The sequence below is a fragment of the Pseudomonas sp. genome, assembly GCF_050739655.1.
GTDB lineage: Bacteria > Pseudomonadota > Gammaproteobacteria > Pseudomonadales > Pseudomonadaceae > Aquipseudomonas.
The window spans coordinates 1-12,058 of sequence record NZ_JBOIBY010000586.1; the positions used below are offsets into that span (position 1 = coordinate 1).

Consider the following 12,058-nt stretch of genomic DNA (forward strand, 5'->3'; position numbering starts at 1 on the left):
ACGACGAATACGATCAGCGGATCATCGAGGACCGCGTCAAGCAGTTCCGTGATCAGACCCGACGCTATCTGGCAGGCGAGCTGAGCGAAGAAGAATTCCGCCCCCTGCGCCTGCAAAATGGCCTTTACATCCAGCGTTTCGCGCCGATGTTGCGAGTGGCGGTGCCTTACGGCCAACTGACTTCGCGCCAGATGCGAATGATGGCCAAGATTGCCCGTGACTACGACAAGGGCTACGCCCACATCAGTACCCGGCAGAACGTGCAGTTCAACTGGCCGGCCGTTGAAGACATTCCAGACATCCTGGCTGAACTGGCGACCGTGCAGATGCATGCGATCCAGACCAGCGGTAACTGCCTGCGCAACGTCACCACCGACCAGTTCGCCGGTGTCGCTGCAGACGAACTGATCGACCCGCGCCCATGGTGCGAGATCGTCCGCCAGTGGACCACGTTCCACCCGGAATTCGCCTACCTGCCGCGTAAATTCAAGATCGCCGTCAACGGATCGACCTCCGACCGCGCCGCCATCGAAGTCCATGACATCGGCCTTGAGCCGGTACACAACGCCGCTGGCGAACTGGGCTTCCGTGTTCTGGTGGGTGGTGGTTTGGGCCGTACGCCGGTGGTGGGCGCTTTCATTAATGAATTCCTGCCGTGGAAAGACCTGTTGAGCTATCTCGACGCCATCCTGCGGGTTTACAACCGCTATGGCCGTCGTGACAACAAGTACAAGGCGCGGATCAAGATTCTGGTGAAAGCGCTGACGCCTGAAGTCTTCGCCCAGAAAGTCGATGCGGAAATGGAGCACCTTCGCGGTGGCCAGACCACACTGACCGAAGCCGAATTGCATCGCGTGGCCAAACACTTCGTCGATCCGGACTACAAGGCCCTGGACAACCAGAGCGCCCAACTGGCCGATCTCGACAAGGAACACCCGGGTTTCGCCCGCTGGCGCGTGCGCAACACCCTGGCCCACAAGAAGCCGGGTTATGTGGCAGTTACCCTGTCCCTGAAGCCGACCGGCGTTGCGCCGGGCGACATCACCGACAAGCAACTCGACGCCGTTGCCGACCTGGCCGACCGTTACAGCTATGGTCAACTGCGCACCTCCCACGAACAGAACATCATCCTGGCCGACGTCGAGCAGGAGAAGCTGTTCACCCTGTGGGGCGAGCTGCGCGAGAAAGGTTTCGCCACGCCGAACATCGGTCTGCTGACCGACATCATCTGCTGCCCTGGCGGTGATTTCTGCTCCCTGGCCAACGCCAAGTCGATCCCGATCGCCGAATCGATCCAGCGCCGTTTCGACGACCTGGACTACCTGTTCGACATCGGTGAACTGGACCTGAACATCTCCGGTTGCATGAACGCCTGCGGTCACCACCACGTCGGCCACATCGGCATTCTCGGGGTGGACAAGAAAGGCGAAGAGTTCTACCAGGTATCCCTGGGTGGCAGCGCCAGCCGCGATGCCAGCCTGGGCAAGATCCTCGGCCCGTCCTTTGCCCAGGAAGTCATGCCTGACGTGATCTCGAAGCTGATCGACGTGTACATCGAACAACGTACCGAAGATGAGCGTTTCATCGACACCTATCAGCGCATCGGTATCGACCTCTTCAAGGAGCGCGTCTATGCAGCGAATAATTAAGAACAGCGAAGTCGTCGACGAAACCTGGCACCTGCTGCCCAAGGATTTCAACATCGACGAGATCACCAACTGCGACGACTACATCGTCCCGCTGCAGTTGTGGCGCGAACACAGCCGCATGCTCCTGGCCCGCGACGGCGGCCTGGGCGTATGGCTGGACGCCGGTGAAGAAGCCGAAGAGATCGGCGAAGACGCCAACAAGTTCCAGGTCATCGCCCTGAACTTCCCGGCCTTCACCGATGGCCGCAACTACTCCAACGCCCGCCTGCTGCGTGACCGTTACGGTTTCAAAGGTGAACTGCGGGCAATTGGAGATGTGTTGCGCGATCAGTTGTTCTACATGCACCGCTGCGGTTTCGATGCGTTCGCGATTCGTCCCGACAAAGATCCGTATGAAGCATTGGAAGGTCTCAAGGACTTCTCGGTGACCTATCAGGCCGCCACTGACGAACCGCTGCCGCTGTTCCGTCGCCGTTGATCGTGATGCCTTGAACCCCTTGCGGGGTTCAAGGCTGTCCACTTCCTCAACAAGCTAATCCCCTATCGGAACGCCCCGCCCCAGCGCTACCCAATCGGCGTACAGTCGAGCTTTGGTTTCCAGTGCGGTGAACACGACGAATGGATTTTCGGCATCGCCAGCGGTGTTTTCCAGCACCGGTTTCAACCACCCCCACAGCTCGTCTGATGCATCCGCTTCGTGCAGCAATCGCCATACCCGCGCCTGCAAGTCGGGATAATTGACGCGAAAATCCGCGGTCAGGCTCAACCCATCCACCACCCGCAAAAAACCTGCCCCTGAAGGCCGAGCTTCCAGTCGCTGCCAGATCAGTGCCCTGGCCTGCCGCAACCCCTCATCACCCTCACGCAACCAATCGGTCACACTGCCATAGTTCGCCCCAGGCTCTGCCAGCCACAGGTTGATCCCTGTCTGTTCCCGATGCTTGACGATGCGTAACAAGGTGTCCTCGTCAGTCAATGGATTGCCCCATAACCTGACGCGATCCCGAGCGATGGCCTGGTTCAAGATGGCTTGCGGGACACGGCTTATGCGGTTATCGCGCAGGTCCAGCGACGTCAGGTACGGTTCATCCTTGATGCCGATCGGGCAAGTGGTGATCCCGGTGTTTCGCAGGTCTATTTGACGCAATTTTTTCATCCCCAGCAGAACCGGCGCGACATTCAGTGGGTTGTCACTCAAGTTAAGACTTTGCAGATTGACCAGTTCACCCAACTGCGCAGCGGTGTTCTCCTGAAACGTCAGGAAAGTGTCCTTAAGGTTGAGCGTCGTGAGTTGCTTGAGCTGGGGAATGACGGGAGGCAACACCACAACCAGGTCGCCGTCGAGGTCGCCCCGACGCAGGTCATAACGCTCAAGATTCAAGGTTCTGAGGTTGGGAAAACTCTCCAGGAACGCATCCAGACTTTCACGTTCCATCAGGTGCAAGTCGCGCATGGACAACTCGATCACCTCGTTGAACCGGATGCTCATGTTGGGCAACTGGTGGTATTCCTCAAAATCCAGATTCACTTTGTATCCGATAAATGTTTCACCCGAATACAGTCTATTGGCCGCTGGCGCACGCTTTTGCCAGATGGCGAGCAGCTCGTCCGCCAGCCTGCTGCGGATTTCGCGCTCGTACTCCAGCACATGCTGCGCCAGCGCGAGGTTGTGCGCTGCCAACTGCGCTGCATTCAATCCGGCCGCCTCTTCGTCACCCACTGCCAAAAAATCGATGTCCATATCATCGAGATCATGCACGGTTTGGTCGATCCAGCCGGTAAGGTCCAGGCGAAGCTGTTCGAACTGCTTCGCCAACCGATCAAGATAGGCCTGAACGTCTACCCCTGCCGCCAGCAACAGTGCATCAGCCTCGCTGTCGGTAAATTGCGGATAGAGCTGTTTGAGCTGCAGCCGCATCATCTGATGGGTCAGCGCGCCACCCTGGGGTGTTGTCGGGAAACCACCACCGCGCAGGCCTTGCCTGTCGAAGGGTAATCCGGCGTCCATCCTGCCCAGGCCAAGCATCAACTCGGAACGCGGGAAGGCTGCTTCACTGACAAGCCGCCGCAAATCACCGCTCTGGTCCAGCCCGTGCAATGCCAGCGCTGAACGCTCTTGCGTGGACAACACACTCAGGATGGCAGCAAACAGGTCCGTGCCGCCGGAGGCCAATTCGACCGTGCTGGCCACACCGTAGCACTCACCTGTCTTGATCAAGCGACGGCTATCCGGCGCATCCAATGGACCGCTACGATCCAGCACCCGGCCGCTGATCGAGCCATCGAGCACTTCGACTCGCACACCTTTGGGCCATCCGGGCAGACGGTCAAGCGAGTGCAAAGCCAGGACGTCGGAATCGGCATGGGCGATGGATCGCAGGTAAAGCCCTTCATATGCCCGGTTGAGCCGCAGATGCTGCTGGTATTGGCGCGCCTTGCTGTCCAGGCGTTTGAGTACCTCGATGACCTCTGCGGCCTCGGGTGACTGGTGGATGTCGACACCAGAGCGATCCAGAAACTGCTCCACGACGTTTTTCGGCAAGCCGGGGTACTCACGCTGGAACACGCGAACCCACTCATGCTCCGAATGTTGGAGCGCTTGATAGCGGCGATTGAACAGATCGGCCCTTGTGCCTGGATCAGTAGCGCTATCGAGCTCCTGATCCAGTTTGAAGCGACTGATGCTGTCGGCGAGCAACGGCGTCGGTGGACGCCCCGCGTGCATCAGCCGCAACAGGTCGTCATCGACAGTAATGACCCGACCGAGGTGGGCCAGCACATCGTCGCTGAAGGAGGCTTGCGGGGCGCTGACTCCACGCAGGAGTTCCAGGCGGGTGAATTTTGACTGAGGTTTGGCTGTCAGCTGTACGCTCGGTGCAGGTGCTGGCTTGCGTTCCGGCAATCGCTCGACGGATGTGGTTTCATGCGGACGCTCAGCACTGGCACCTGCTACTTTGAGTTCGGCCACCGCCTCGGCCAGCGGCAGCGCATTGAGCAAGCCGAACACCGTGCGCGATATTCCCTCGGCGCGCTCGTCCCTGGATTTGGCATTAACCGCTTGGGCCACGCCATACCCGGCGTCGATGATCCCGGCCAACACCAACAGGCCTTCGCCTCCCGGTACAAACAATGCCAATGGGCCGAACTGGTTGATCCACTTGACGAGCGGCTCGACGAACGCGCTCAGATCATCGCGATTGACCTGTGCATCGTCGCGAATGCTCGTGACGCTGGCCATGGCTGCCTGCTTCATGGTCAATACCAACCGGGCATAAGGGTCGACAGTTGCAGGTGACGGCGCAAAGTCGATGTACTGACGCGGATCCCAAAAGCCATCGTCATTGAACAACCCGGCGTTTTTTCCCAACCGATGTTGTCTGGGGTAGACCGCCATGCCTTCCAGAGCCGTCAATACACCCGCATGAAAAGTACCGTCTTCACGATCGTCTTCAGCAAAGTGCGCGACCAGTGCGTGTTTGGTGTCGGACGCTGACCCCTGTTTGACAATCCATGCGCGCAATTGCCGGATGTCGCTGAACTCATGCAAGGGTGAAGAATTACCGGGGACGTACATTAAAAAAGCGCCGGTGGAGCGCTCGCGAAAACACCAGATGTCCGTCGAGGTGTAGCGATAGAGTTTCAGCCGGCTGACTTCAATCGTCGAAACCACGCGGGTCGGCGCTTGCAGTTGCGCCACGGACAAAGTGTCCCAGGTTGTATCCGCAGGCAATCCGGCCGCCTGCATTGCCAGCGCCAGGCCTTTGTGGCTCAAACTGCCCTCCTGACGTTGCAGGCAAGCGGCCATGACCAGTGCCGCTTTCGCCGATGTCCGCAACGGGTAAGGTTCGCGAGCCAGGATTCGGTCATCCGAGGGCCAGGTGCGATCTAGGTAAGCCTGAAAACGTGTTTTCAGGTCCAGCTCCCAAACCCATTTCTTAAAGTCCGCGGGACGCAAGGCGATTTGCGTCATCGGGCCATAAGTCTGCGGCTGCGTGCGGCGGTAAATGCCTTCATAGCTGTCATGGTTACCGTTACCGTGGTCGGCGAACTCATCGACATTTGCCACGATACGCACGGCAGGGCCGACATCGGGAGGCGAATACAGACCGAATGCCGTTTCTGCAAAACGTCCATCGCCGACGGTTTGTTCATTGCTCAACAGCGCGTGCAGCAACGTCTGCGAAGAGGCGATCTGGCCCTGCTGGACACCGGCCTCTGGCGGGTGCCCTCTGTAGTTGTAATCCAGCGTGACCAACAGGGTATTTTGCGGATCGATGTCCTGCCCCCACTTTTCCTTGATCTGCTGTTCAGCGAACTGCTCGGGGGTTTGAGGGAGTGCATTGGCCAGCGCCGATTGCAATTGCTCGCCCATTCGTGGATGGGACGGTGGGCTTGCGGGGGCAACATTCGGATGTTCGTTCATGGGCATTCCTTTGCAAAATTGAGGAACGCCAACATAACCAGCCATCCGCCCTTTTGAAGCAGGAATGCTCGATGGATTGCTTCAGATTTTTCGTCGTGAGGTGGAAGACGCTGCGCGCGGCACCCTTAAGGTAAAGGTGAGTGGCTTTTGTGTTCCAGGCCACCCACAGTCTCAAACCCGAGTTCGTTCCTTCAACTGCCCCGCCGGAATGGCCCTCAGCAGCACCAGTGCGCCGATCACCAGCACGCCCGCCGAACCGCCGATGTTCCATGGTCCTTGTGATTTAGCGTATTCGACAGGCTGGCATTTCTCGTTGAACTGCATCACGCGTTCCCCTGCCGCTAACGAAAAAAGATAGCACTTTCAAATCACGAAATAATGATGGCAAAATGCCCGAGACTAATACCCATAGGCAGGAAGCCAAGTTGCAGCAGTCGGTTAAATCCATCGTCTCGCGTTTTTTACGCCCGATCTTCTTCGTTTTGGCCGTTGCTTTCATTGCCCTATTCGATCCTTTTGGCCTGGCGAGCTCCTCCAGCACCGCCTCGGCAAACTGGCTGAACCGTCTGTTCGCCGACCAGTATCCGGACAACGGGCAGCACCAGGTGGTGGTGCTTCTGGTCGACGACAACTACGTACAACGTCATCAGACCTACTGGCCGCTGCCCTATAACGAGCAGAGCAAGCTGTTCAAGCGCCTGCTCGCCTACCAGCCCGGCGCAGTATTCGTCGACCTACTGTATACCCATGACCACTCCCGCACGGTGCCTGGCCAGCAGCCGTTTATGGAGAGCCAGTTACTGGCCAACGTATTCGAGCGCTATCAGCGTCAAGGGATTGCTCTGCTACTAGCCAACACCGGTGTTCCGCGCGATGTGGACGGCGGGATCAATGTGCTACCGCGCTTCGCTGCAACCAGCCGCCCGGCTCTAGTGTCCTGGAGCGGCTTAGGCAACCAGTACCCGTTGGCCATGCCGACCGATTTGGGCACCTTGGAGACGCCGGCCCTGGGCCTTTACCGCGAATACTGCAAACAACACGACTGCCTGGCGTTGCCAGCGGACGCTGAAGCTGCTGCGCGACTGCCGGCGATAGCCTTACAGTGGGGCCTAAAGCTCTCGCCGCTGCAGGAACACATCTCCGACATCGAACACTGCAGTGCCCCAGGAGTGTTCGACCAGTTGGTCCAGGCGATGTTCTGGAAGCTCTCGATCTCGGCTCAGGCCACTTGCCCGTATAGCCTGACCCTGACCGCCAGTGACCTGGAGGCCAGCGCCACCGAGGATCGCGAGCTGCTGAGTAAGCTGTTGCGCGGGAAGCTGGTGCTGGTCGGCGCCAGCATCGCTGGCACCGGCGACCTCACTCTGTCACCACTACACGGCAAGATCCCCGGCGTGTATCTGCACGCCATGGCTCTGGACAACTTGATCACCTGGGGTGCGCACTACTACCGCGATCCGCCGGCTCTGGCCGATCTGCGCCTCGGTTCCTTGAACCTGCTGGATCTAGTGCAGTGTTTCCTGATCATCCTGATCGCCGCATTAAAGTCTTTCCAATCGCGCCCTGCCACCAGTTGGCCGTACTCCCGCTGGCTGCGCTCGCCGATATTTGGGCTAGCGCTGATGACCCTGTTGTTGGTGTTGCTGAGCTATGCGCTTTACCGGCTGAACATCACGCCAGTGAACGTGCTCGGCTTCCTGCTGCTATCGCTTTCACTGTTCACCGAAAAAATCCAGGAACGCCTCCAGCGCCCCGCCTGAGGCATCGGAAACCGCTCGACTTAAGGAGTCCAGAGATCAGCAAGACCACCCTACTTCTACTATGCGCCCTGTTCAGCCAGAGCCTGTTCGCCGCCAGCCAGGTGGTGGGCTACCTCCGCGATAGCGTGGAGCTGCTCGACAATCAGGGCAAAGTGCAGCGCGCCGTGCCCAGCGTCAGCCTGCCGCGTCAGGCGCCAGTGCTGAGCTACGATCAGGAGCTGGATCTTGTACAAGTCGAGGTGAGTGGGCAGAAGGTATGGCTGGACAGCATGACGGTGCGCGTCGAACCACCTCTGCACGTGGTCGACCTACCCTGCGAGAAGCTCATCCAAAACCAGGCCGAGGACCAGCAGAACAACGCCACCATTGGCTTCGGCGCTGGGTGCAAGAAATGAGTGCGGTGAACATGAAAACCCCGCTGCTGGCCCTTCCATTGTTGGCCATGCTGGGCGGCTGCCAAATGCTCGATGGCGCCAACAAGGCGGCGCTTAACCTGGTCGGCCCTTCCACCCAGTCGCGTGTGCAGGGTCACTACCTGGACCAGGCCGAGGTCCGCGAGTACTACAGGCTCGACCCGCAGCAAGCCAGCCAACAGCGGCTCAGTTTCGACGGCCGCAACGTGCCGGCCAGCGAGATCCGGCAGCAGAACCTGGTACAGATCCCAGAGCTGCAGGTCTACCTGCAGGGCATCGTCGAGCGCCTGTCCAAGAATTGGCCGGGCGAAGCGCCGAAGCTGCAGGTGCGCATCACCGACAGCTATTCCTTCGGCCCCTCGGCCGACCCCTTCGGCACGATCTTCGTGCCGTTGGGCATGCTCGACAACGTCAAGAGCGAGGACGAGATCGCCGCCATGCTCGGCCACGAGATGAGCCACGTGCTGCTGCGCCACCATGATCGCCGGTCGGCGCTCCAGAAACAGAAGGAGATCATGACCAACCTGGCCACCGCCGTGGTGGTTGCCGCCGCGGTAGCCGACACTGGGGTGGACCGCAACAGCGGCAAGCTCAAGCTGGTGAGCAAGGACCCGATTGGCACTCAGAAAACCATTGGCAACACCGTGCTCTATACCGGCTTGGTCAATAGTTTCTCGGACAACGTCTGGAGCACCGCTTGGGGCCGTAGCCAGGAAGACCAGGCCGACCTTCTGGGTACCGACCTGATGATCCGCGCCGGCTACGCGCCGCGGGCTGCCTGCATCAGCCTGCAACGGCTGAGCGACTTCCAGGGCAAGCAGGATCCTCTGCTCGGTGGCTTCCTGACGGCCCGCCAGAGCGCCCTGAAGGAATCCCTTCAGCAGTTCGACTTGAACCAATTCAGCCGCGAGCTCAACATTTTTATCAACGATGGCCTGAGCACCACAATCTCGGCTACGGGGCAGTACTTCACCCGCTCGCACATGTCGCCCATCGACCGCGACGAGGAATTGCGCAAATACCTGCAACGCGAGTACCGCGAGCAGACCCGCGCGCGGATGGACCGGCGTAGCTGGCCGAAGGTACGCGACTCGGCCAATGTCCGCGCCTCGCTGCAAGGTTACAAGGACGCCTACGCCGCGAGCGCGGCACTGGAGCAGAAGCAGCCGGCCCAGGCCCAGGCCTTCATCGCCCGAGCCCTTGCCTCGCCAGTGGGCAACCAGCCCGGGGTGCGCCGCGCTGCCTTCACCGTTCACATGGACCGTGGGGATAGCCGCGCGGCGCTGGCCGACCTTAAGTCGATCAGCGACTGGTCGCTGGCCGGGCCGTCAATCTATGACTTGATGATCAGCTACCACCTCAAAAGCAACGACCCGAAGGCGGCCCTGAGCATCATCGACAAGGCCGAGCGCAACCTCGGCTCTGAAGAGCTGTTCATCACCGAGAAGCTGTTGGCCAACCGCCAACTGGAGGCCGATGACCAGGTGCGTACCGTGCTGCGCAAGTGCGAGCAGTACCCCAGCCGCAAGCAGAGCTGTCAGAAATTGGTACCTAAATCGACCTAAACCCGGCGACCCGCTCGGTGGATCAAAGCGTTATCGATTCATCAGCGATGTACGAAAGCCTATTTGAGACCATGGCCCGACACCCGGGCCATGGCCTTCAGCCCTCCCTCAACGCCCCCTCAAACGCCGGCGTCAACCCCGACAACTGCAGCTTGCGCACAAAATCGCCCAAACGCTGCTGCTTGTAAGCCTCCACGTCTTGTTCGCGGTAATCGTAGAAACCCTGTCCATCGCGCAAGCCATTACGGCCACTTTGCATATTGTCGGCAATCACCTGCGGCGATTCGAAACGCGGTGCCAGCGCGCCACTGAGGTAGCGCGAGGCGTAGTAGAGGATGTCGCCACCGCCCCAGTCGATAAACTCGAGCAAGCCCAGCACCGAGAAACGCAGGCCGAAACCAACGCGTACTGCGGTGTCGATATCTTCCGCACTGGCCACGCCCTCCTCGACCATCCGCGCCGCTTCGTTCATTGCGAGTGCCTGGATGCGCGGGACGATGTAGCCGGCCACCGGATTGCACACCACGGGCACCTTGCCGATGCGCTTGAGCAGTTGCAGCAGACGCTCGACCACGTCTGGGCAGGTCGCTGCGCTGCGGCTGATTTCCACCAGTGGCATCAGGTACGCAGGATTCAGCCAATGCGCGTTCACGAAGCGTTGCGGTTCACTGACCATTTCTGCCAACTCGGTAACCAGAAAGGTCGAGGTGGTTGACGCGATGATGGTCGACGCCGGGGCGTGTTCGCTGACCCAGGCGAACGTCTCCTGCTTGACCGCTATGACTTCCGGCACCGCTTCGAACACCAGGTCGCACAGACGCAATGTCTGCGCGGCCTGGGATTTGGATTGCAGTGTCAGCCTGGACAGCGCGATGTCTGCCTGTTCCGGCTCAAGCATGCCGAGGCGTACCAGCATCTGCAGTTCGCTGCGCACGTTGTTGCGCACGCGTTCGAAATAGCCGCACCGCTCATCCTCGGCGCGATCCTTGATATCGATCAGGGTGACTGGCAGGCCCGCATGGATGAACGCCAGGGCGATGCCCTCGCCCATCCGCCCGGCCCCGACCACGCTGACGTGAGGCAGCGCAGCGTTCATCAGTTGTAGCCCTTCGTCAGCAGCTCGGTCATCTGCGCCCGATCAAGCCCGGCCAGCCCGAGGTTTTCCAGGGTGCGACCTTCAGCGTAGAGATCACGGGCAGCCACAGCCGAAGCAATGCTCAGCAGGCCCTGTGCGACCGGGGTTGGCACACCGGCCCAGCGACCGACGGACACCAGGAAGGACAGGCCCAGGCGAGTGTCTTCCAGCATGTAGCGATGTTTTTGCAGGTCGATGTCTTCACGCCAGTCGCCGCTGTCGGTCAACTTGCCATGGGCGCCGCGACCATACATCCACTCCTCGCCTTCGCTGGTGTTGTAGTGATCGGCCAGGGGAAAGTGCGGCGCGCCATAGGTCAGTGCTTCGCGCACGGCCATGCGCTCGGCGTCCAGCTGATTGGTCACACGGCGGATCGAAGGCTGCGTGCCCTCGTTGTGAATGTCCCAGGCCTCGAAATGCTCCAGGGGACCGGCGTTCATCATGATCAGCGGCGGGTGGATGATCGGGCCTGCGTTCATCAGTGCACCGCTCAGGGCGTCTTCAACCGGTTCGACACTTGGGTAAGCCTCACGCAGCACCGCGAAAGCGTGCTCGGACAGGTTGCTCGGGAACACGCCGGTCGGCAGGCGGGTCGCGTAGCAGCTGATCACCAGATCGCTGTCGCCGTGCTTGCGCACCAGGTACGGCAACGTACCGGTCTCAGCGAATGCGACCCGGCTCTGGTTGCCCGCATCAGCCATGGCCTTGGCGAACACGTAGCTGCCGAAGGTGCCTGGCGGCAGGAACACCACCTGACCGTCGTGCAGGTGCGGCGCGACCTGTTTGGCCAGGTCTTCATGGGAGGTCGACGGCAGCGGAATGATCACCAGTTGCGCATCGGCCAAGGCTTCGGCCAGGTTGTCGGTCAGGGAAAGCATGTCGCCAGCTTTGCCAACGGAAAGCTGGCGAGTGCCCCGGTAGTCCTTGATGGTCAGGCTGCCAATGTCCAGCAGCTCCTTGAGCGCTGCGCCGTCACGACGCCACAGGCGGGTCTGATGTCCCTTTTCAGCCATTTCGGCAGCGGCGGCGTAACAGCCGTGACCACCACCCAGAACTGTAATTTTCATGCAGATGCTCCTCTTGTTAGAGACTCGATGCTATCGAGCCCTACCG

Annotated in this window: 9 protein-coding genes; 5 read left to right on the forward strand and 4 right to left on the reverse strand. The window is 60.1% G+C overall.

Annotated features, from left to right (window positions below):
• Nucleotides 1–1,649: nitrite/sulfite reductase (locus tag ACRESJ_RS27850; protein WP_431760740.1), on the forward strand; the 1,649-nt coding region annotated here is incomplete at its 5' end.
• The gene (locus ACRESJ_RS27855; RefSeq protein WP_431760741.1) at nucleotides 1,633–2,127 is read left to right on the forward strand and encodes a DUF934 domain-containing protein; all 495 of its coding nucleotides are present in this window, start codon (nucleotides 1,633–1,635) and stop codon (nucleotides 2,125–2,127) included. The genes ACRESJ_RS27850 and ACRESJ_RS27855, both read left to right, overlap by 17 nt.
• A 54-nt stretch (nucleotides 2,128–2,181) precedes the next feature.
• Here ACRESJ_RS27855 and ACRESJ_RS27860 read toward each other — a convergent pair whose 3' ends face one another.
• Nucleotides 2,182–6,072, reverse strand: coding sequence for a dermonecrotic toxin domain-containing protein (locus ACRESJ_RS27860; RefSeq protein WP_431760742.1), 3,891 nt, complete (start codon nucleotides 6,070–6,072; stop codon nucleotides 2,182–2,184).
• Between the two features lie 171 nt (nucleotides 6,073–6,243).
• On the reverse strand, nucleotides 6,244–6,396 hold the full coding sequence (locus tag ACRESJ_RS27865; RefSeq protein ID WP_431760743.1) for a hypothetical protein: 153 nt from the start codon (nucleotides 6,394–6,396) through the stop codon (nucleotides 6,244–6,246).
• 65 nt (nucleotides 6,397–6,461) lie between these two features.
• On the opposite strand from ACRESJ_RS27865, the gene ACRESJ_RS27870 reads away from it, so the two are divergent.
• From ACRESJ_RS27870 to ACRESJ_RS27880, 3 genes are all read left to right on the forward strand, one after another.
• Nucleotides 6,462–7,832 (forward strand): CHASE2 domain-containing protein, encoded by a 1,371-nt coding sequence (locus ACRESJ_RS27870; protein ID WP_431760744.1) that lies wholly within the window; start codon nucleotides 6,462–6,464, stop codon nucleotides 7,830–7,832.
• Nucleotides 7,833–7,957: 125 nt separating this feature from the next.
• Nucleotides 7,958–8,227 (forward strand): hypothetical protein, encoded by a 270-nt coding sequence (locus ACRESJ_RS27875; RefSeq protein ID WP_431760745.1) that lies wholly within the window; start codon nucleotides 7,958–7,960, stop codon nucleotides 8,225–8,227.
• An 11-nt stretch (nucleotides 8,228–8,238) separates the two neighbouring features.
• Nucleotides 8,239–9,810 carry a M48 family metalloprotease gene (locus ACRESJ_RS27880; protein ID WP_431760784.1) on the forward strand — a complete coding sequence of 524 codons (1,572 nt, stop codon included), beginning with the start codon at nucleotides 8,239–8,241 and terminating at the stop codon, nucleotides 9,808–9,810.
• A gap of 97 nt (nucleotides 9,811–9,907) precedes the next feature.
• On the opposite strand, the gene ACRESJ_RS27885 is transcribed toward ACRESJ_RS27880, so the two are convergent.
• Together ACRESJ_RS27885 and ACRESJ_RS27890 are read right to left on the reverse strand one after the other, a co-directional pair.
• Complete coding sequence (locus ACRESJ_RS27885; RefSeq protein WP_431760746.1) at nucleotides 9,908–10,906, reverse strand: 3-hydroxybutyryl-CoA dehydrogenase; 999 nt, start codon at nucleotides 10,904–10,906, stop codon at nucleotides 9,908–9,910.
• Nucleotides 10,906–12,012 carry an NAD/NADP octopine/nopaline dehydrogenase family protein gene (locus ACRESJ_RS27890; protein ID WP_431760747.1) on the reverse strand — a complete coding sequence of 369 codons (1,107 nt, stop codon included), beginning with the start codon at nucleotides 12,010–12,012 and terminating at the stop codon, nucleotides 10,906–10,908. The genes ACRESJ_RS27885 and ACRESJ_RS27890 overlap by 1 nt, the downstream gene beginning before the upstream one ends.
• Nucleotides 12,013–12,058 lie beyond the last annotated feature (46 nt).